The organism is Photorhabdus sp. RM71S, from assembly GCF_042879355.1.
In the GTDB taxonomy this organism is placed as follows: Bacteria; Pseudomonadota; Gammaproteobacteria; order Enterobacterales; family Enterobacteriaceae; genus Photorhabdus; species Photorhabdus kayaii.
In genome coordinates this window covers 154,069-176,247 of the sequence record NZ_JBHFKV010000004.1, presented here as the reverse complement: position 1 = coordinate 176,247, position 22,179 = coordinate 154,069, and the positions used below count along the sequence as shown (strand labels likewise).

The 22,179-nt window shown below is 39.6% G+C and carries 20 protein-coding genes and 3 pseudogenes; 7 read left to right on the top strand and 16 right to left on the bottom strand.

Annotation, left to right across the window (positions count from 1 at the left end):
- Nucleotides 1-315 precede the first annotated feature (315 nt).
- The 10 genes and pseudogenes from ACGF5R_RS04055 to cobA all read right to left on the bottom strand — a co-directional run bounded on the left by ACGF5R_RS04055 (nucleotide 316) and on the right by cobA (nucleotide 10,850).
- Nucleotides 316-867, bottom strand: coding sequence for a tail fiber assembly protein (locus tag ACGF5R_RS04055; protein ID WP_387689862.1), 552 nt, complete (start codon nucleotides 865-867; stop codon nucleotides 316-318).
- Between the two features lie 4 nt (nucleotides 868-871).
- Entirely contained in the window at nucleotides 872-1,786 is a 915-nt protein-coding gene (locus ACGF5R_RS04050) for a tail fiber protein (protein ID WP_387689860.1), read from the bottom strand.
- Between the two features lie 468 nt (nucleotides 1,787-2,254).
- Complete coding sequence (locus ACGF5R_RS04045; RefSeq protein ID WP_240000834.1) at nucleotides 2,255-3,088, bottom strand: hypothetical protein; 834 nt, start codon at nucleotides 3,086-3,088, stop codon at nucleotides 2,255-2,257.
- 810 nt (nucleotides 3,089-3,898) lie between these two features.
- Nucleotides 3,899-4,921 (bottom strand): hypothetical protein, encoded by a 1,023-nt coding sequence (locus ACGF5R_RS04040; protein WP_387689858.1) that lies wholly within the window; start codon nucleotides 4,919-4,921, stop codon nucleotides 3,899-3,901.
- Between the two features lie 575 nt (nucleotides 4,922-5,496).
- Entirely contained in the window at nucleotides 5,497-6,135 is a 639-nt protein-coding gene (locus ACGF5R_RS04035; RefSeq protein ID WP_112878655.1) for a hypothetical protein, read from the bottom strand.
- 698 nt (nucleotides 6,136-6,833) lie between these two features.
- Nucleotides 6,834-7,391: a cob(I)yrinic acid a,c-diamide adenosyltransferase gene (gene cobO / locus ACGF5R_RS04030; protein ID WP_262981206.1), complete on the bottom strand. Its 558-nt coding sequence runs from the start codon at nucleotides 7,389-7,391 to the stop codon at nucleotides 6,834-6,836.
- A gap of 69 nt (nucleotides 7,392-7,460) precedes the next feature.
- Nucleotides 7,461-8,090: pseudogene (locus tag ACGF5R_RS04025) on the bottom strand (NAD(P)-dependent oxidoreductase); the annotation flags it as partial.
- 19 nt (nucleotides 8,091-8,109) lie between these two features.
- A complete protein-coding gene (locus ACGF5R_RS04020; protein WP_262981207.1) occupies nucleotides 8,110-8,970 on the bottom strand; it encodes a GHMP kinase in 861 nt (286 codons plus the stop codon).
- On the bottom strand, nucleotides 8,963-10,036 hold the full coding sequence (gene cobD, locus ACGF5R_RS04015; RefSeq protein WP_387689855.1) for a threonine-phosphate decarboxylase CobD: 1,074 nt from the start codon (nucleotides 10,034-10,036) through the stop codon (nucleotides 8,963-8,965). The genes ACGF5R_RS04020 and cobD overlap by 8 nt, the downstream gene beginning before the upstream one ends.
- Nucleotides 10,037-10,067: 31 nt before the next feature.
- Nucleotides 10,068-10,850, bottom strand: a complete 783-nt coding sequence (cobA, locus tag ACGF5R_RS04010; protein ID WP_112878671.1) for a uroporphyrinogen-III C-methyltransferase — start codon at nucleotides 10,848-10,850, stop codon at nucleotides 10,068-10,070.
- Nucleotides 10,851-11,290: 440 nt separating this feature from the next.
- On the opposite strand from cobA, the gene eutA reads away from it, so the two are divergent.
- Genes eutA through eutC form a run of 3 tightly spaced genes read left to right on the top strand, consistent with a single transcriptional unit; the run spans nucleotide 11,291 to nucleotide 14,954 of the window.
- Entirely contained in the window at nucleotides 11,291-12,703 is a 1,413-nt protein-coding gene (eutA, locus tag ACGF5R_RS04005; RefSeq protein ID WP_387689879.1) for an ethanolamine ammonia-lyase reactivating factor EutA, read from the top strand.
- Between the two features lie 12 nt (nucleotides 12,704-12,715).
- The gene (locus ACGF5R_RS04000) at nucleotides 12,716-14,077 is read left to right on the top strand and encodes an ethanolamine ammonia-lyase subunit EutB (RefSeq protein ID WP_112878649.1); all 1,362 of its coding nucleotides are present in this window, start codon (nucleotides 12,716-12,718) and stop codon (nucleotides 14,075-14,077) included.
- A 22-nt stretch (nucleotides 14,078-14,099) separates the two neighbouring features.
- Complete coding sequence (gene eutC, locus ACGF5R_RS03995; protein ID WP_387689853.1) at nucleotides 14,100-14,954, top strand: ethanolamine ammonia-lyase subunit EutC; 855 nt, start codon at nucleotides 14,100-14,102, stop codon at nucleotides 14,952-14,954.
- A gap of 217 nt (nucleotides 14,955-15,171) precedes the next feature.
- On the opposite strand, the gene ACGF5R_RS03990 is transcribed toward eutC, so the two are convergent.
- Nucleotides 15,172-15,822, bottom strand: a complete 651-nt coding sequence (locus tag ACGF5R_RS03990; RefSeq protein ID WP_112878647.1) for a hypothetical protein — start codon at nucleotides 15,820-15,822, stop codon at nucleotides 15,172-15,174.
- Between the two features lie 764 nt (nucleotides 15,823-16,586).
- On the opposite strand from ACGF5R_RS03990, the pseudogene ACGF5R_RS03985 reads away from it, so the two are divergent.
- From ACGF5R_RS03985 to ACGF5R_RS03970, 4 genes and pseudogenes are all read left to right on the top strand, one after another.
- Nucleotides 16,587-16,968: pseudogene (locus ACGF5R_RS03985) on the top strand (helix-turn-helix domain-containing protein).
- Between the two features lie 617 nt (nucleotides 16,969-17,585).
- Nucleotides 17,586-18,005, top strand: a complete 420-nt coding sequence (locus ACGF5R_RS03980; RefSeq protein WP_112878646.1) for a hypothetical protein — start codon at nucleotides 17,586-17,588, stop codon at nucleotides 18,003-18,005.
- Between the two features lie 55 nt (nucleotides 18,006-18,060).
- Entirely contained in the window at nucleotides 18,061-18,480 is a 420-nt protein-coding gene (locus ACGF5R_RS03975; RefSeq protein ID WP_387689850.1) for a hypothetical protein, read from the top strand.
- A 40-nt stretch (nucleotides 18,481-18,520) separates the two neighbouring features.
- Entirely contained in the window at nucleotides 18,521-18,925 is a 405-nt protein-coding gene (locus ACGF5R_RS03970; protein ID WP_387689848.1) for a hypothetical protein, read from the top strand.
- Here ACGF5R_RS03970 and ACGF5R_RS03965 read toward each other — a convergent pair.
- From ACGF5R_RS03965 to cobT, 5 genes and pseudogenes are all read right to left on the bottom strand, one after another.
- A pseudogene (locus ACGF5R_RS03965) lies at nucleotides 18,913-19,370 on the bottom strand (DUF4225 domain-containing protein). The gene ACGF5R_RS03970 and the pseudogene ACGF5R_RS03965 sit on opposite strands and share 13 nt — an antisense overlap.
- A 9-nt stretch (nucleotides 19,371-19,379) precedes the next feature.
- Nucleotides 19,380-19,676 carry a hypothetical protein gene (locus ACGF5R_RS03960; RefSeq protein ID WP_387689846.1) on the bottom strand — a complete coding sequence of 99 codons (297 nt, stop codon included), beginning with the start codon at nucleotides 19,674-19,676 and terminating at the stop codon, nucleotides 19,380-19,382.
- A 7-nt stretch (nucleotides 19,677-19,683) separates the two neighbouring features.
- Nucleotides 19,684-20,163, bottom strand: coding sequence for an Hcp family type VI secretion system effector (locus tag ACGF5R_RS03955; protein WP_049584668.1), 480 nt, complete (start codon nucleotides 20,161-20,163; stop codon nucleotides 19,684-19,686).
- A gap of 396 nt (nucleotides 20,164-20,559) precedes the next feature.
- Entirely contained in the window at nucleotides 20,560-20,874 is a 315-nt protein-coding gene (locus ACGF5R_RS03950) for a hypothetical protein (protein WP_112878640.1), read from the bottom strand.
- A gap of 255 nt (nucleotides 20,875-21,129) precedes the next feature.
- Entirely contained in the window at nucleotides 21,130-22,179 is a 1,050-nt protein-coding gene (gene cobT / locus ACGF5R_RS03945) for a nicotinate-nucleotide--dimethylbenzimidazole phosphoribosyltransferase (RefSeq protein ID WP_387689844.1), read from the bottom strand.

Genomic DNA, 22,179 nt, shown 5'->3' with positions numbered 1-22,179 from the left:
CGCGATCCATCTTGAAATCCATAGGGTATATAATCAATATATTGAATTATTATTAAAGTAATCATTCATAATTTAAAGCAGCCATAGTTTAATTCATAAAAATAATAATAAAACGTTCTTCTAACTTAGAAGAATAATTATTTTTATATCATTAGCGGTAAGAAAAAATCCCAACAACTTTCATCTGTAAATATATTCAAGTCATTCATATTCAATATATAAATTATTTCAACACGTCATTACTTATTTTTATATTTCAACTTCAGAACAAATAAAACCACAGTATAAATGGCCTGTTTATTCAGGCCATTTTCGTTATTTTGGCTGTTCCGGCCATTCGATATTGGGAGCCTGTGAAGTATCTATCCTGTTCAGCATGACTCTGTATTTCTTCCATGTTAATAAAGCATCTTTTTCAGCTTCTGTAGCAATATCTAAATCAACAGCATCTTGCAGTGGTGTTACCTTCTTATTTACAATGAATAAAAGTTGTTGTCTCTTATTTTCTGCGTCGTTAATGACGACTTGCTGAATATCATTTTTCCATCTTTCTTCATCATCTTTCGAAATTGACCATTCTCCATTCCACCTATGATATTGCGACGGCCTTGACTGTTCTGTAAAACCATCAGGAATAATGACTTCTCTATTTTCCTGTGATTGCCCTGATTCAATATCATAAATCATGATTCCTTTTTTATTTTCAACGAGCTCCCATTGTCCTGACTTTTCACACGGCCAAAATCCATCTTTAAATAGTGGTTGTATTCGTAAAGCATTCACTGGAGGTTCACTATCCAGATTAGCATCAACCGCGCCAATAAATGGCCGATGTAGTTTAGTATTATCAAAATAATAATTTATCATTGCCTTATACTCCCAAATAAATTATAGGTATCATACTGACGTTTAGTGGGCGATTTTCATCTGCCGTCGGTACTACTTGTGATGCATCAAAAATTGCATATGAGAATATCGAATATTGATCAGGCACATTCTTATGATGAGCACTTGCATTATTACTTGCTTTAACGCCATAAAATGCTCCGCTGACACGAGAAAATAGTCCAGTCGCCCACCATCCTACATCACCTTGAATATTTCTAATCGCATCTTCCTGTATAACACCAGGCTGCAAACCAGCACGCATAAATACTCCGCGCCCATTAAAAAAAAGATTAGGGAGGTTTATATTTCCATCACTCTTTTTAATTCTCCATACCTTCTTATATTCCACTGGTAAACTATTTAACACCCTACCGACATTTGAATCAATCGCGTAAACATCACCGTTTGCAATGTACTCACCTTTAGCCAGAGCTGATGCCGGATATGCAGATAAATAAATATTTCCCGGTCTATTAGATGTTCTACTATTGATTTCTTCAAACAATGAATTGACTATTTCCTTAACTAACTTTTGCGTAACAGCCAATGTATCGCTATCACCAATTACATCGGTAAGTTGAACAACACCTTTTTGTGTTAATGAAGCATTAGGAATTTCTGTTGTGATTTTTTGTTTTAAAGCCTTATTTAATTGATCAGCAAGTTTGTCTACATTACCATCATCCAGAACATCATCGTCAGATTGTGTCGCAATGAAACTAGCCACAACAGATGATATGGTTGACGATTGACGTAATACTTTATTTAGTAAATGAGTGGGAACATCATTTGGTGGAAACCCAGCCTGCAAACTCTGATCTTTCTCATATTTATCTTGACTCACTACATTAGCATTATTACTAATAGAAAAAGCCTTAAAATCATTATTAGTACTCATATACACCCCTTAGATTAAATAGCATCATCTATACCCGTCATCTTTCAAGTTGCCTCTTTGTTGGCTGCACTCGCTCACCCCGGTCACATAGTTTGCTATGCTCCCGGGGATTCCCTCCCTTGCCGTCGCGATGCATCTTGAAATCAATAGGATATATAATAAATATATTGAATTATTATTAAAGTAATCATTAATAATTTAAAGCAGCCATAGTTTAATTCATAAAAATAATAATAAAATGTTCTTCTAACTTAGAAGAATAATTATTTTTACATCATTAGCGGCAAGAAAAAAACCAACAAATTTCAACTGTAAATATATTCGATTCATTCATATTCAACATATAAATTGTTTCAATACGTCATTACTTATTTTTATATTTAAACTCCAGAACAAATAAAACCACAGTATAAATGGCCTGTTTATTCAGGCCATTTTCGTTATTTTGGCTGTTCCGGCCATTCGATATTAGTATCCAATAGCAATCCAATGGACCGCTCGTGCCCGGTAATCAGTGTTTAGCGCACCAATAGTTGTTGCTGTAAAAGATACCGGTGTAATATTACCAACTTCAACAAAACAACGATCGAAGATCGAAGACGAAGGTTTTCTTCTACCGTCAGTTGTCGCAACCACAGTTGTACATGCATTAGGAAAGCTAATAGGAAAGTTAGCCAAATAATTATCATTACCTAGTAAAATACCCCACTGATAAATTATTCCTGTATCACCACATTTCCACCAGCCATTTGCAGATTTTAAGGCTGTATTTTTATTGCTATATCGAGCATCAGATTCAGATTTAGTATAACTTCCCACATCCCCAGAATTCAGGCTAATATCATTCGACAGCACTTTCCCATTCACTTTGCGGCTATTAGGTACTCTGGTATTAATATCTTCACGTAATGAATTTACTATTTCCTGAGCAAGCTTTTGTGTCACTGCCAATATGTCACTATTGCCAACGACATCAGTAAGCTGAACAACACCTGATTGGGTTAATGAAGCACTGGGAATTTCTGTTGTGATCTTTTGTTTTAATGCCTTATTTAATTGCTCAGCAAGTTTGACTATATCACCATTATCCATAACATCATCGCCAGATTGTGTCGCAATGAAATTAGCCACAACAGATGATATGGTTGACGATTGACGTAATACCTTATTTAATATGTGAGGCGTCATAGAATATGGTGGAAACCCAGTTTGCAACTCCGTGCTCCCTTCATATTCTTGCTGATTTATTACATTAGCATTACTATTAGTAGAAAAAGCTTTAAAATCATTTTTAGGACTCATATACACTCCTTGAATTGAATAATATTATCTCATAAGAAAAATATTAAATTATTGTAAACGTGACTTTTATCAATTCATTGCAACAATAATCCAACGCGTAAAAATAATAATAAAAACGTAAAGTTAATAAACCCTTTAAGCACAGTTTTGTCTTGCCAGATTTGTATCAAACTGGTAGGTCGCTTGATTTCGACTGTTCAGCTATATGTTCTATCCTTCCTCATGTAACAACTGATGAGTTATACAATTAATGTAAAATCTTAAAGATAACTGTCAGCCATACTGCTCAGTATCTTCCTCTGCAAGATACGCTCACTTCATCACCTAAAACATCGATACAAAATTATTTTAATATTTAAAATAATTTTTAAAAACTGCTTGACTATGAAGTTTTTCTGATTAAAATCACAGCCACAATTTAGATTTTCGTGAAACAAATCACACTTTACCAATAAAAGAGAGTTCATCATGAAATCTGTTACATCTTTCATATCAAGTGTTCATCGTGTTGTTGTCTACTTGTCAACACCTTGCTTTCTGTAAGTCTGCTTTTTAACCGATACGTGTAAGGCCAGTTTCCAAGCTGGCTTTTATGTGCAGGACTTAACCCCCAGCCAAATTAACCGGCTAATCCATTTTTTTATTTCCTGATTTCGTTTCAACATTCTGATAATGGTTGATGGACTTCAGTGCATTTTCCTTTGGAAAAGGAAAGATGTTAAGGTAATAGCAACTCACCTTCCCTCCTGAAAATGCACTTATTAGTTTCGCCGAATCCATTTGTTATTAATAATCCAATGCGTTAAAAATTCACTTCTTCAACAAAGCAACTTCATCCGCATTTTTCTGGCACAACAGAGTAAGATGAGTAATAGAACGGGTAAGATTATCTATAGTACTCTCCAGCTTTTTAATATCCATTTCCAGTTGCTTATTTTTTATATCCAATGCATTCATTCTTGCCAATTCAGCATATAATTGCTGGCCATTCACCGCCTCCGTACTGTTATTGGAAATATCCCCAGCAGCAACATTCACAATCTTACGTTGATTACCCGGTCTTCCTACAGAAACAACATTCGATTTGCTGGCAACAGAATTTGCGCCTAATGCAATGCCCCCGCTTGCTGTTACAGAGGCGTTTTGACCAATCGCAATTCCCTGAGACGCACTAATACTCACCTTTTGCCCCACGATAATAGAAGACGGAGAGCTGGATTTAGAGTCTGATCCTAATACAATACCCCTACTTCCTGTTACAGAAGAGTTTTGACCAATCACAATTGCCTGAGACCCACTGGCAGAAACCTTTTGCCCCAGAGCAATAGAAGACGAGCCGCTGGATACAGAACTGTCTCCTAATGCAACGCTAGCACTTCCTGTTGCAGAGGAATTTTGACTAATTGCAACTGCCTGATTCCCCCTGGCAATCGCTTTTCCCCCCAGAGCAATAGAAGCTGAACCACTGGATATAGAGCCTGATCCCACTGCAACACTCGAACTTCCTGTTGACGTGGAGTTTTGACTAATCGCTACTGCCTGAGTCCCACTAGCAACAACCTTTTGCCCCAGGGCAATAGAAGCTGAACCACTGGATACAGAATCAGCGCCAATCGCAATTGGCCATATGACTTTATAATCCTGATTTTGATTCTCTTCTCTACCCGCCAGTTGATTTTGCCCAATAGCAATAGCACCCTCACTAATTGATTTAGAAATTAGTGGTGAAGCACCAATCGCTATAGCATATATTGCTGGTGCTTCTGCATTCCCAACAACAACGGAATCTTTACCAACTTTCTGATCAGTTATATTCATATCCTCTGTAGACATATATACCTCTTAATTCAGGAATTAAATTATTACTGGATTAATAGATCCAACAATATAACTTAGTATTTTCCATCAAAAACAATCAAATGGAATATAATAATTTCCTTTCAAATTTGTCACCATAAAATATTAAACAAACTTAACGTAATTTTAAAAGATCATTATACCACACAAACTTATTACGCGAACCTAAATTAACACCATCATCGTCAAAATAAATATTATACCAAAAATTCAACTTGTAAATAAATTAAAACCATGTGGTTATGAAATATATTTCATGGGTTTATTTAATATATCACATAACTTCATTAAATATGATGACTTATCGAACCCGTTAAATGCAAACCAATACTATGTTATTTGTATATATTTTCGTTGACCTCAATACAACTATTTATATAATTTACTCGATCAAATGCAATTAGCATGCAAAACCGAGCAGGGAAATTATTCTATTATTCACTGAGATATATCCCATAAATCATTATCAAACAATAATCCTACCACCAAATAATTCATCATATATTCTCAGCCTAATAGCCAAGAATATATGAAATAACAACCAACAGATATTAATAATTCAATGCATCGAGAAGCCGTTTCTTCAATGATGCAACATCATCCACGCTATTCTGAACCAACAGAGTAAGATTAGCTATATCACTTTCCAGAGATTGAATCTTCTCTTCCAATTCCTTATTCTTTGCATCTAATAATATGTCAATCCTTGCCGATTCAGCATATAACTGCTGACCATTAACCGCCTCATTACTGTGATTTGAAATCTCCCCGGCCGCAACATGTATAATTTTACGTTCATGGCCGGTTTTTCCTACAGAAACAACATTCGGTTTATTAGCAATAGAATCTGCACCTAATGCAATGCTCCCTTTTTCTGTTGCAGAGGAGTGTTGACCAATCGCCACGGCCTGAGCCGCACTAGCAGTCACCTTTTGTCCCAAAGCGATAGAAGCCAGGCCGTTGGATACAGAGTCAGCACCAATCGCAATAGGCCAAACGACTTTCGCATCACCTTGTTTACCCGCAATTTGATTTTGCCCAATCGCAATAGCCGCTTCACTGATTGTTTTAGAATTTCGGGGTGAAGCACCAATTGCGATAGAATGTACTGCTGGCGCTTCTGCATGTCCAAGTACAACTGAATCCTTGCCAGTTGTTTGTTCAGCTACATTGGTATTTTCAATAGACATATTAAACCTCTTAATTTATAAATTAAATAACCATGCGTTGTTTGAAACTTAATAAAATGTGCAACAGAATGTGATATTGATTACGTGAACGCATTTCACATATCAAAACTTAAATTAACGTTATACTTATTCCGCCGACAATATTAGATATAAATTCCAACTTGTAAATAAATTAAAATTATTGGATGGTGGAATACATTTCATGGAATTTATTTCATGTATTATCAAGCTTTATAGAATATATATTCGATAAAGTTCATCATAACCAATTAATTAGTCACCACAATATTAATTGATTTTTATATATTTAACCTAAGTAAATACAGAAGAAAATTTCATTGTTGATTTTCAATTATTTAAAAAATAATTATCCAGTATATGTTCAACACTACAACTATAAAAATATAATCAAATTTGATTAATTATAATTTTAATAATAAATACTCTCAATGAAAATTTTTACCACTGATGATTTCGCAGCCTTCATGGATGATAATTCACTAACCAAAGAAATTCCCAATAAGCTGTTGAAAGTTTATAATCTATTGGTCAAAAATTTTCTTAATATCAATGGCAGAGCGTTTTCACAAATCTGGCACAGTATCAAATATAACTATGAAAAAAATTAACGTACTGGTTAAACAAGATAAAAACGTGAATCACTCTTTATCTGATGTGATGACTGTAAAACACATAATTTAAGTGAAAGCATGTCTTACAGATCGCATTTCACTAACCGTATCAGCCAGTTCAATTAATTCAGCAGGGTAATCTTGTCCGGTAATAATCACTGTCTGATTAATTGGCCGTCCGTTTAATGCCTTGATAATTTCATCAAGTAATAGATAACCGTTATTTATCGCGCAAGCCAATTCACTCAGCACTACCAATGATAATTCAGGATCACGCATCATGCGCAACGCATGCTGCCAAACCTCAGTACAAGCGGCAATATCCTTAGCACGACTTTGCATTTCTCCAGTCAAGTTCATTGATATTAGTTGAAATTCTACCCCATGCGGCTGCAACAAAACACGCTCACCGGCTAACCATTCATCCCTAATAAATTGGATAACGCCAGCCTTTAATCCATGACCCAATGCTCGTGTAACCGTTCCCATTGCTGCGGTGGTTCTCCCCCTGCCATTACCGGTATAGATAATGGCAATTCCCCGATTTTCCTGAGCGGCTGCAACTTGTGCCATAAATCTCTCTTTTTGCCGCTGTTTTCTCTGTTTATATCGCTCCTCACTCATTTGTCCGGCTCCAATATATTAGTCAGTCACAGAACAACTGTTTGTTTTGTTTGTATTCGCTTGAGATGACTCAGAGAATAATGTTTCTACCACCCGATCAACTTGTTGACGATCTTGACTGACCAACGATTGCATTAATCGCTCATTAGTGAAAAACCGCTCCCAAAAGTGACGACGTGCAGCCAAATGATGAAAATGTCGTTTTACCCGCTGGCGAAGTGTTCCACCGTAAGCGGCCAGACGACCAAGATGCATCGGTAACAACCGTTCGAGTTTTTCGCGCCATAATCTGACCAATACCGGCGCATTACCCCCGGAGGAGATAGCTATCACCAAGGGTGAGCGATCAATCACTGACGGTGTGATAAAACTGGCTTGCTGTGGCTCATCCACCACATTACAAAAAATGCGGCGCTCCGTTGCACAATCACACACATAGCCATTCACCGCCGCATCATTAGTAGCAGCAATAACCAGCCAACAATGTTCAAGCCAGTGAGGCTCAAACTCACCGCGAATGAGTGTCACTTGGCCATTATCCCCCCATATCTCAAATTGCGGGGTAAATTCCCGTGCGTTAACTAATAGATGTGCGCCAGCATCTAATAACAGACGCACTTTACGCTCGGCTACCTGACCGCCTCCAACCAGCAGACAGGTTTTATCCCGGATCTGGCAAAACATCGGCAAATAATCCAACATAAGTCTCCTCCTACAGTTAACGCACACCACCCGGTATCATGGTCAGCAAGTGCTGACGAGGATAAAAACGAATTATGTCCTTCTGTTTCAGCCACCAGCATAGGTACTCAACATCATGATGGTGACGATCACACAATAACCCGACGACACTGCCACTATGAGCAACATTCAGCCCATAGATCCCACTCCGCTCTACCAATTCCAACAAACTGTCAAACGCCGGTTTTACCAACAACTTTTGACTGGCCTGTGCACTGAGCGTCGTGGCTTCTCCCAACCGCCAGTAATTCCGAGTCGTCACAGCCTGACAAAATAGTTTCCAAGCATGCTCTAGCACTGCGGCATTTTCCAATAATACCGGATGGCGATCTAAACGGTGATAATCAGCCGTGATCAGGGTTTCCGGGCTTTCCAATAACAAAATGTCTATAGATGGCTGCCAGTCACAAGCAATTTGAGTGGTACCTGTTTGATGATCGAACAAGGTAAGCCGGCTGAACAACGTGCTATCCGTAGGCTCAAGCTGTACGCAAAAGCTAGCCAGTGTCGTTTCATCAAGTGTTTTCCCCAAATAACGCGCCGTCGCCAGCGCTGTAGCGGCAATATCAGCGGTACTACTTGCCAGCCCTTTTGCCATCGGGATCGTAGAAGTCAAGGCGATCCGTAAACCTCGCGCCATCTCCACCGACAAACCAAAATACGCCAGGACGGTTTTCATCACTTGGCGCATACGGGGACGTTCATCTTTTCCCGGCACGCCATCTGTAACAGACACCTCGCTGAACCAATTCACCGGACAAGAGATCAATTTCTCACCACCAAGAATCCACCCTTGGATAAGTTCACCACACGATGCAGGACAACGCGCTTCAGCCATAGCCGAATACCTGACGTAACGCCGATACCAGACGGCGATTATCATGCTCGCCCTTGATGGCGACCCGATAATGAGCTGCGTTCAAGCCCGGATAATTAGCACAATGGCGAATTAATATTCTCTGTTTCAGCAATACTTGTTGAAGATCGATTTCTGGGCGCAGGCAACGCAGGAAGATATAATTTGCCGCGGGAGGCCAAACACGTAATGCCGGTAATGCAGACAATGCCTGATAAAGCCAACGTTGTTGCTCAGCTAGCCAGCGGTGTGTTGCTTGAATGTAAGCGTTATCATTAAGAACAATTTCACCAGCCAACGCCGCAAAAGCATTAATGGTCCACGGCTCCCGCCAGCGCTTCATTGCCCGAATCCCCGTTACATCACTGCTGACCAGATAACCAAGACGCAACCCCGGAATAGCAAAAAATTTCGTTAGTGAACGCAGAATATAAAGACGAGGAAAATGCGCTATCTGGGGAATAAATCCAGCAATATCCGGGAGAAAATCGATAAACGCCTCATCAACAATCAACGCAATATTATGCTGACGACAACGTTCAAATATCGCCTGCAATAGCGCAGCATCTGGCATCAACCCCGTCGGATTGTTCGGTGTCGCAAGAAACAAACAGTCAGGCCGATGGCGCTCTAATGCCATCAACAAGCGTTCATCAGGTTGATAGCTATCAGCTTCACTCATCACATACTCATCAATCTGGCAAGCCACCCGCTGCAAGGCGCGTCGATATTCAGCAAATCCCGGTATCAACAACATGGCTCGGCGCGGCTTAAGATAATTCACCACAGAATAAATCAATTCAGTAGCACCATTACCCGCCATCAGGTTTTCGACAGCGCAATGATGAGCCTGCGCTAACGCAGCATGTAACCGGCGATATTCTGTATCAGGATAGTACTCTGCGCATTGCAATTGGTCGATAATGGCCGTTTTCAGGGATTCCGGCATTCCTAACGGATTGATATTCGCGCTGAAATCAATCATCTCTTCGACTGTAACACCGATTTTCAGCGCCATTTCCAGCACATTACCGCCATGTTCGCTCATCAAATAGTATCCCCAAATGTTAAACAGAGAATCAGAGTGCCATCAGTGATGGAACAGAAGACAACAATAGATGATCCCGGCTAAAAGCCAGTGTTTCCCGCAAACGCACCACATCACCAATCACAATCAATGCTGGTGCAGTCAATCCCTGAGCGGCTACCCGCTGAGCCAAAGTGAGCAGGGTTGCGCTGGCAACCTGCTGTTGCTGATGGCTAGCATACATCACAACCGCCGCCGGCGTTGTCGGCGCTTTACCGCCTGCGATCAATTGCTCACAGATACTCGCCAGTTGAGTCATTCCCATTAAGATCACCAACGTACCTTCCAGCTTTGCCAGCGTCGCCCAATCCTGTGATTCATTTCCCTGACGCAGATGGCCGGTAATAACATGAAAACCTGATGCATAATCACGATGGGTGACCGGGATCCCGGCACAAGCCAGACCACCAATGGATGAACTGATGCCCGGTACCACTTCAAAAGGGATTTTCGCCAGTGCCAAAGCTTCCGCTTCTTCACCACCACGGCCAAACACATAGGGATCTCCCCCTTTCAGCCGGACGACATTTAACCCTTGTTGCGCACACTCTACCAAGATTTGATTAATTTGCCGTTGCGGCACTGGGTGATAGTTCGGCGTTTTGCCGACATTAATCATTTTGCAATCATCAGGTGCTTCGGATAACAGCTCCGGGCTGACTAATCGATCATACACCAGCGCCTCAGCCTGACGGATACAATGTAATCCTCTAACAGTAATTAGCGCCGCATCGCCGGGACCGGCACCGACCAACCAAACTTTTCCGCTATTCATCATTTTTCTCACCCCGTAACGAAAGTCTGTTGGAAGATATATAACCGATAGCCAGCAACGCGATCTGGTGTAAGATCAATAATTCTTCATTTTTGTTAATGTATTGATGATAACCATCTGTCCTGACATCTTGGAGCCTTATCTGCTTGTTTCTCTTAGTAACTTACCCCTGCATCTTGTATCTATACCCTATGGATTTCAAGATGTATCGCGGCGGCAAGGGAGCGAATCCCCGGGAGCATAGATAACTATGTGACCGGGGTGAGTGAGTGCAGCCAACAAAGAGGCAACTTGAAAGATGACGGGTATACGCCATTTTTATTATAATCCCTAATGTTTCTGTGATTACAGTTGTCTTTCTAACCAAATTGCTGATATTTAATACTGATTAATAAAAAAAAATGCCAACATACGCCTTATTGCAGACAAGAGGCGTAGCGATGGAAGCCAAGGAGTTATTTAGTGTCGGTATTGACATCGGCACCACCACCACACAAGTGATCTTTTCGCGTCTGTCACTGGTGAACCGTGCAACGGTATCACAAGTGCCACGCTACGAGTTTGTTAGCCGCGAGATTATCTGGCAAAGCCCGGTATTATTTACCCCTGTAGACTTTGCCGGACAATTACGTGAAGACGAACTGTTCAGTCTGATCCAAGCACAATATCAGGCGGCAAACATCGCACCGGAAAGTGTCGATTCCGGTGCAGTGATCATTACCGGTGAAACCGCGAAAACATGCAATGCACGCCCTGTAATTATGACGCTGGCACAAAAATTAGGGGATTTTGTTGTCGCAACAGCGGGACCCCATTTGGAATCGATGATTGCCGGTTTGGGCTCCGGCGCTCAAGCTCTTTCACAGCAGAAAATGACCAGAGTGCTCAATATTGACATCGGCGGCGGTACAGCCAACTACGCGCTATTCGATGCCGGGCGACTTATCGCCTCCGCTTGCTTAAATGTCGGCGGCCGCTTATTGGAGACCGATCTTCAAGGGAACGTTTTACGGGCACATCCGCCCGGAGCACTCATCGTTGATTCACTGTTTGGCGAAAACACAGATATTCAACATCTGACAGCCACGCAATTACAGCAAATTGCTACGCGGATGTCGCAATTGTTATGGGAAGTCGTCACCGGGCAACTCACACCTCTGGCGCAACAATTGCTGATGACCGAGCCGCTGCCAAACTGTGATCAACTCTACGCCGTCACCCTCTCCGGCGGGGTAGGAGAATGTTATCGTGAAACATCGGATCATGACCTATTCCGTTTTCACGATTTAGGGCCATTGCTGGCACAAGCTATCCATCGTGATAATGATTTCGCCAAACTGCCGCTGCAAATGCCAAAACAAACCGTGCGCGCTACCGTCATTGGTGCCGGCGCTCATACATTATCGTTATCCGGCAGCACTATCTGGCTCGATGCACTATCGCTACCACTGCGCAATATTCCCGTCGTCCATCCTGACACAGAAGCCACTGAATCACTGGCAGAAGCCTGGCAACATGCACTCACACAAATGGATCTGAATGCCGAGCAGGATCTATATGCATTGGCCCTACCCGACGCCTTGCCGGTGAATTATGCCGCCGTGCAGACATGCATTACCGCTTTACAGAACTTTGCCAGACGCTATCCCTCTTCTCACCCGCTGCTCATCGTTGCAGGTCAAGACTTTGGTAAGGCATTGGGTATGCTGTTACATCCTCTGATGGGAGAACGGCCGCTGGCGGTTATTGATGAAGTTATCACCCGCACCGGGGATTATATCGACATTGGCACGCCACTATTTAATGGCACTGTGGTTCCCGTCACTATCAAATCACTGGCTTTTCCTTCCTGAGAGAGCGTAAACATGAAATTGAAAACTCAGCTTTTTGGTAAGACCTATCAGTTTAAAGATGTCAAACAGGTGCTGGCAATGGCTAACGAATTGCGTTCCGGGGATGTGCTAGCCGGGGTGGCTGCCGAAAGTTCCCAACAACGCGTAGCGGCTAAACATATCCTCTCGGAAATGACGATTGCGGATATTCGCATGAATCCGATCATTCCTTATGAAGAGGATTGCGTGACTCGCATTATTCAGGATGACATTAATGAAATTGCCTACGCCCGCATAAAAAACTGGAGCATTGGTGAACTGCGTGAATACATACTAAGCGATGATACCAGCGTGGATGATATCGCCTTTTTACGTAAAGGAATCAGCTCCGAAGTCGTTGCCGCCGTGGCAAAAATCAGCTCCAATGCGGACCTGATCTATGGCGCGAAAAAAATGCCCGTGATCAAAAAAGCCAACACCACCATTGGGACGCCGGGAACGTTCAGCGCCCGGCTGCAACCTAACGATACCCGCGACGATGTACAAAGCATTCTGGCCCAGATTTACGAAGGGCTATCATTTGGCGTTGGTGATGCAGTCATCGGCGTCAACCCGGTAACCGACGATGTAGAAAACCTCACCCGCGTACTAGATACCATCTATGAGGTAATCGACAAATTCTCCATCCCAACACAGGGCTGTGTCTTAGCCCATGTCACGACCCAGATAGAAGCCATTAAGCGTGGTGCACCGGGTGGTTTGATTTTCCAAAGTATTTGCGGCAGTGAAAAAGGGCTAAAAGAGTTTGGCGTAGAATTGGCTATGTTAGATGAAGCCCGTGCCGTTGGCGCGGAATATTGCCGTCTTGCTGGCGATAACTGTCTCTATCTTGAGACCGGACAAGGCTCCGCCCTCTCCGCCGGTGCTCACTTTGGCGCTGATCAAGTGACAATGGAGGCACGAAACTACGGTTTAGCGCGCCACTATGACCCATTTCTGGTGAATACTGTTGTCGGTTTCATCGGGCCAGAATACCTCTACAATGATCGCCAGATTATCCGTGCCGGATTAGAAGATCACTTTATGGGAAAACTCAGCGGCGTTTCAATGGGATGTGACTGCTGCTATACCAACCACGCAGATTCCGATCAAAACCAGAATGAAAACCTGATGATCCTGCTGGCAACCGCAGGATGTAATTTCATCATGGGAATGCCTCTCGGTGATGACATTATGCTCAATTACCAGACATCCGCTTTCCACGATACCGCCACTATCCGCCATCTGCTCAATCTGCGCCCGTCACCGGAGTTTGAACGCTGGCTGGAACAGATGGGGCTGATGGCAAATGGCCGCTTAACATCACGTGCGGGCGATGCATCGTTCTTTTTCTGATTCTTTGCTGAGATAAATCATCATGAACCAAAAAACAATTGAAGAGAATGTAAGCAAGCGGGTATCTAACCTGAAACCCCATGCATCCCCTGAAATCACTAACGAAACTGAAAGCTGTACGCCGGATTTAGGCTCCTTAGAAGCCAAACAATGGATCGGTGTCCAAAACCCGAACCGGATAGAAGTATTACAGGAATTACGCCGCAGCACTGTAGCAAGAGTCGGTACCGGCCGCAGCGGCCCACGCCCACGTACTCAGGCATTGCTGCGTTTTCAGGCTGATCACTCCCGTTCTAAAGATACGGTGTTAAAAGAAGTCCCGGTTGAATGGATAGAGAAACAAGGATTGCTAGAAGTGCAATCTCAAGTCAGCGACAAAAATCTCTATCTGACTCGCCCGGATTTAGGGCGAAAACTCAGTGCGAATGCGGTAGAAACTTTACTGACACAGTGTAAAACAGCGCCTGATGTACAAGTTGTTATCTCCGATGGCTTGTCTACTGATGCCATTATCACCAACTACGAAGATCTTGTGCCACCACTGTTAAAAGGGTTGGAACAAACAGGAATGTGCATCGGCACACCGTTTTTTGTGCGCTATGGTCGCGTCAAAATCGAAGATCAAATTGGCGAGTTACTAAAAGCTAAAGTGGTTGTTTTACTGATTGGAGAACGCCCCGGATTAGGGCAATCGGAAAGTCTCTCCTGCTATGCCGTTTACCAACCGACTGTAGAAAAAACGGTTGAAGCTGACCGCACTTGTATCTCTAATATTCATCATGGCGGCACACCACCAATCGAAGCCGCGGCAATTATTGTCGATTTAGCTAAAAACATGCTGGAACAGCAAGCTTCCGGCATTGCTCTTAGTCGTTGATGGAATGGTAGCTATATCCGTCATCTTTCAAGTTACCTCTTTGTTGGCTGCACTCGCTCACCCCGGTCACATAGTTACCTATGCTCCCGGGGATTCATTCCCTTGCCGTTGCGATGCATCTTGAAATCCATAGGGTATATACCCCTTTTACCTCGTTAAGAAAATCATCAATATAAAGATAAAAAATAGGATGGCAGGCCAGAACCTGCCCCCTGATTTATTCATTATAGCCGAACCATAAATGCGATATAACTTCAAGTTCTACATTTTGAACAAGGATACTCATGTTGGTGAATACAATTTTATAGTAATTAAGAATATTAGGAGGTGATGCAAGTATTTCAGTCTTACCGGGGTAAATATCAACATAGCTATACATATTATAATTCCCAAGTGGACCAGCCCAAAAATTTACAGCCCTAATATTTGCCAAGCTATTATTTTTTATAATTGCGTCAGTGAAATCAGTGGGGAATATTGCATTACCCTTACTATAAATTTCAAATGGTTCGTTAGAGGTCATATATACCATTTTTGATGGCATTCCATCTTTTTTCCACAAAGGGTCCATTACAAATTCAATTTCTGCATTTTCGGTATTGCTAAGATTGGAGACTACAATTTTATAGCGGTAAAGAAGGCTACTTGGTCCTACGAATATTTTAAGTTCGCTAGGATGAACATCAATATGACTATACTGCTGATAATCTCCAATCAAACCAGCCCAGTAATTGATAGCCCTAATTGGTACCATACTCTTGTTTTTTATAATTGCCGTTGGGACAGCACTTGGCATTACAATATTGCTATTACTATAAATCTCAACGGTTCCAAGAGGAGCTATAGATATAGTTTTTTTCAATGACATTATTCTTTTCCTCATTATTTCTGTTATTTAGTAACATATATAACCGGTAGTTTTTCCTGTAAAATTCAACTTAACACTTTCCACAAATAGTTAAATGTTGAAATTTGTCAGCACAGTGAAAAAATACAGTCAACGAATTCATTGTATATAATTTGTCATTCAACCGTGTAATACGTAACAACTGAAATAAGATATTTTTTCCACGTTATCTATTCTGATAACACTTTTTCCTCTAATTTCTCTTACAAGGACATCACCATATTACTAAGTACAACAAACTTTTGAAAAACAGATCTAAAGAATACATTTATTAGGTATAATAAAAAAATAGTTATGTTACACTAAGTCATTATATCAACGAAAACATTATGAGATTAAATAAATGGATTTTGCAATCCTTTCTATCATTAGTATCGTTCTTCTATATCATTTCAACAATAATATGAATATGCTATATACCCTATGGATTTCAAGATGCATCGCGACGGCAAGGGAGCGAATCCCCGGGAGCATAGCAAACTATGTGACCGGGGTGAGTGAGTGCAGCCAACAAAGAGGCAACTTGAAAGATAACGGGTATATAGACTCAGAGTTGGCGATTATCGGGTTTTGTTTAAATTACTGGATGGAGAACCTAAAATCCTAGAAATTCAGGAAATTAGGCGACGCCAGACAAAAACCTATTAACAAGTAGGTGAGTTTTTCCATCTAACCATTTACCCCTAAGGGCTACGTGACTACGTAAATATACGGAGCAAAAGAATATGGCTAGTATTCAATTTATTACAGACGAACATGGCAAAAAACAAGCCGTTATTTTGCCAATGGACGAGTACGAAAGACTGTTGGCAGCCGCGGATGCGGATCATGATAAAGATTATCAAATTATTCCCTATACAGCGGGGCCAAATGACGATGAAACTATTCCTCATGAAGTCAGTTTCTATCATGGTAGACGATGAAGTTTCACTACAAGCCGCTTGGCGCATTTATCGTGGACTATCACAAGCTGAGGTAGCGGAAAAACTGGGTATAAAACAAGCTGCTGTTTCTCAGTTTGAGAAATCAGATCGCCCACGCAAAGCAACGATTGAAAAATTAGCGGCTTTATATGATTGCCGGGTAAATCAACTAGTGCTCGACTGATTAAAGTTGGTAAAAAATTACAGATACGATTGGTATAATTTACAGAGGCATCAGATTTGGCGCCTCGGAAATCTTGCTTATTCTACCAATTATATTTACTCAAAATCCATTCAGTAATAGCAATATAAACGGCATTCATAAGTTCACTGTAAAATAGAAAATGTAATCTTAGTTTCATTATTACCAGATAATTTAGTAAAAAAAACATTATTAATCAGTAAAACAAGAATTAAATTTATAGGAAATATCGAATAATTTAACCACCACTTAAATAACTTTCCAACCATGCTAAAGTTAAAAAAATCAAAAAAATATAATAGAATAATCATTAAGTAATATTAGAAATATTATTCCTGTAAATAATTTTATACAATTTAATGTATAGCAAGTAATAAAATAAAAATCTTTAATCCATAAAAAACACAATATTTTACGTGTTTTTATTAAAAACTTATTCACTTTTATATTATAACCAATATTTTTCACAAAAGTGTTAATACAGAAATCCAACTAATCCGCAAAATACAGGGTTAAAATCAGCATTTATTAGGTATAATAAAATCATAATTATGTTATGATAAGTCATTATATCAACAAAATATTATGAGATTGAATAGATGGATTTGGAAAAATTAAGAAAATTAACCCTCAGTAGTGGATTCACATTTAAAGAGCTTCTTATGTTGCAAAGGACTTTTAAAAATCTTGACGATGACGAAAGAAGATATGTAATAAAGTATTATACAAAAAGCGATAATATTTATAATGTTATAATAGTGCTTGCTGAAGATGCCGGCGATCCAGTGTTATTTTTTTCTCTCATGTATATAGGCATCATAATAATGGAAATTTTCCTTCACAACGAAAATACAGTATCCTATTTATCATTAGTATCGATTCTTTATATCATTTCAACCATTATATGCATATGCTATAAATCTTTTTATCACCGCTATCGTTATAATTTTTGCACATGTGTAAAATTAGTCATTTTCTATATTCGCCTCAAAATAAAAGAACAACTCAAACAGCTATAAGAAATAAGCATGTTACGGTAAAAAATTTATATAATTAAAAAACGAGTTTAAAAAAATGGATTTAATTGACTTAAGAAAATTAATATTAAATAGTGGATTCACCTTAAAAGAATTGCTTAAGATAAAGAGAAGCTTTATTATTCTACACAAAGATGCCCCTGGTATTTATCATAAATACCAAAGCAGAACAGATTGTTTTTGTCATTATCTGTTATTTATAGCTGATGAAGTCTCTTTACCATTAACATTTTCTACTTCAGTTTGTTTATTTATAATATCAGGTATGTTTTTCAGTGATATGGCATATGGAATTCCATTAATGTCATCTATTTATTTATTTTTTGCCATTTCTGCTTTTATTTATTACAGCCTCTCAGTTAGCTGTAATTTAATCACAGGTTCAAAATTGTTAATTTTCTATATTCGTTTTAAAATAAAAACAAGCCCAACTCTTAAATTCATCAATAAAACATGATAAAAATAACCATATAATAAAATAAATCGAGACTAAATAAATGAACCTAACCGACTTGAGAAAATTAATATTAAATAGCGGATTCACCTTAAAAGAATTACTTAAGATAAAGAGAAGCTTTATTATTCTACACAAAGATGATCCTGATATTTATCATAAATACCAAAGCAAAACAGATTGTTTTTGTCATTATCTGTTATTTATAGCTGAAGAAGTCGCCACACCATTAATACTTTTAACTTCAGTTTGTTTATTTATAATATCAGGTATGCTTTTCAGTGAAAAGGAATATAGTATTTCATTAATGTCATTTATTTACTTACTCTTTTTTACCTCATTCTCAATCTATTATAGCCTTTCCGTTAGCTGTAATCCTATCACAGGATTAAAGTTAACAACACTCTATATTATTTTTAAAATAAAAAACAGATTTCAATCATCATAAAGCTTATATATGTCCTCTACTAAAAGTTTGACTTTATATATACTACCAGATATTTGAATGGTTAAAATAGGATTTGGTGTTAACCGCCATTTTCTAGTAAAATCCGAATTAATATATCTGAACAATTTCCCCGTTCCCGGTTTAAGCTTGAGCATTCCATACGTTCCATATAAACTTGCCATTAAATCAACCGAACTATAAGCAACATCAGCTACATCATCACCATAACCTAAAACATGAGAGATATGCCTATATCTTGATTCTCATAAAGAATCGGAGTAATAGATTCATAAGCATTATTAATCCCATGTGCCAACAAAACAACCCCCATAGACTTAACCTTTTTAGATTTTAGCAATTTACTTGAATTAAAAATTGCAATACCAGCAGATGACTGAACAATACCAGCAACAACCCCACCGCCTATTTTTGCGTATTTAACCACACCGTGATCTTAAAATATATCGGTTACAATATATTTGGTATAATCCTTACGCCTTAAAGCCTGATATTCTTTTTCCGTTATTTCATATTCATCTTTTACTTCATAAACCAATCTCTTTTTTTCACTTACATCAAAGGTATTTTTGAACTCACGTGTTTTTATATTAACAAAGTCATCAATTTCTTTTAAATATGACATTCTCAACTGGCTATCTTCTATAAAAAAGCTGGCAGCCAAGTGTGCTTTACGCTTCAATGACGAAGCGTAATTATTTAAATCATAAGAAAGATGAGATATCCCTTTCATAAAAGCCTCAATAAACGTTGTCTTCCCATATGCTATATGCACTGGTGCCAGACATCACATGTTCCCACGTTATTGATTTATACATCAAAGATAAACTTTCCTGTGGCTGGCATTCATTATGCGTAGATGAATTTGGATAAAAGCCATTCAATCCACATATATACGCGCCAGTGAGTTTTATCTTATAATAGAGTTCTAAACCACCTTTAGTTGACGTTCTGTAAAAATAAAAAATACATTGCAGCGATTCTTTATTGGTTATGGCTAATCCCAAAAGAGGAGAAGACTTATCTATTGGTTTTCTTATCTCAACCGGTTGATGGTTAACATGTTGACCTCTGGTTATATTGGAAGTCAATTCATAAACAAATATATGGTCTTCATGACCAAGCTGACATGTGTTACCAATAGAATCAACCGTTGAACACCCTTGTGATATTAAACCTTGCTTATCACCCTTAATTTCCAAATAGATTATATTTGCCATAAAAAATCATCAATTAGTTAACATTCAAAAATATGAATATATAGTATATTGATAAGAAATGTAATATAGGTGTTGGTTTCATTTCCAAAGAGTGTGATAAACCTCATGACAAGAAAAATTTCATTAATCCTTTGGTGTTAGAAATAGAATTTAATTGCTATAAATATTCCACTTAAATCAACCTTGAAACCCAAAACGACTAATTATAATAAAAGCCATTAACAACTAAATATCACGAGATATATTTACTGGAAACACTTAAAGTTATTGTTTAATAGAATAGCCAACCCAAAAAGAGTGAAATTTAATATCAAATAAAGGATGGCAGGTTAAAACCTGCCTCCTTATCGGTTTGCTAGATAATTAAATTCTTAAAATATGACCATAAAAGTTCAATTACCAATTCCAAAACTGCGATGTAACTTCAATTTCTGCGTTGTAAATAGTGCTGAGATTGGTGACTATAATTTTATAGAAATAAACAGCGTTAACAGGTGCGAGAAATGTTTTCGTCTCACCGGGGTAGACATCAATATAGCCATATTGATTATAATCTCCAATTGGAGGAGCCCAGTAATTTATCGCCCTAATAGGTGCCGAGCTGTTGTTTTTTATAATTGCTTCAGGGTAGTGATTGGGAAATATTATATTTCCATGCTTAAAAATCTCAAAGGATTGATTAGGATTTATATATATAAGTTTTGATGACATTTTATCTCTTCCTTATTATTACTGTTATTTGGCGGCATATATAACAAGTGATTTTACTTGTGAAATTTAACTTAACATTTTCCATGAACAGTTAAACACTGAAATTTATCAGTGAAGTAAAAGGAATACGATATACGAATTCATCGTATATAAGTCATCATTCAATGAAACAGTGGAATTGACAGCATTTCAAACCTGCCAGCAACAAACTCTTTTATTTTCTTATTAATGCTGGTTATTAAATTGTCCTGACAATTAAAACGGTAACACAATATTACTTTCAGCAAGTAGCCCCATATTGTTATACATAGCACAAGCCGCATCCACCAGATGCATAGCCAACGCAGCACCGCTGCCTTCCCCCAAACGCATGTCCAAATGTAGATAAGGCTCCAAGTGCAAGTGTTGCAACGCAATGATTGATCCTTTCTCCGCCGATAAATGCGAAGGGATCAGATAATGACGCACATCAGGAGCAATTCGACAAGCAGCCAACGCCGCCGCGTAAGAAGGGAATCCATCCAGAATCACCGGCAGCCCGGCAGAGGCCGCGCCAAGCATTACGCCCACCATCCCCACCAAATCATAACCACCGACTTTCGCCAACACATCAATGCCATCTCTGACATCAGGTCGATTGATTTCAATCGCTTGTTGCACAACCGCCACTTTGTGATGCAGGCGTTCTCTGGGGAAGTTAGCTCCAATGCCTACGATCTGTTGTGGATGGTTGTCGGTAAAAACACTGACCACAGCCGCCGCCGGTGTGGTATTCGCCATGCCCAATTCGCCCACACCAAACAGTTTCACGCCATTTGCAGCCTGTTCCAGCGTCAGGTGTGCGCTTGCCAGCAATAGATCTTCTGCTTGCTGACGGCTCATCGCCGGCCCTTGAGCAATGTTGCCACTGCCACGCCCCATCTTCATGTTCACTAATCCCGGCAACGGATCACTATCAATGCCTACGTCCACAACTTTCACATCAGCACCCGTATTTGCCGCCAGCACGCAAACACCGGTGCACCCTTTCATCATATTCTGCGCATGAATAGCCGTCGCTGACTTAGGCGATATGGTCACGCCTTCGTCATAAACCCCATGATCAGCAACCATCACAATAATCTGTTTACGATCAATATGATGGCCCGATAGTCCCCACATTCCGGCAAGCTGAATCGCCAGATGTTCCAGACGTCCGAAACTACCTGTCGGTTTAACCAGCCCATCCAATCGGGTAGCAGTACGCGCCATCGCAACGTTATCCAATGGCACAATAGTATTGATGATCGATGACAATGTTTGCAT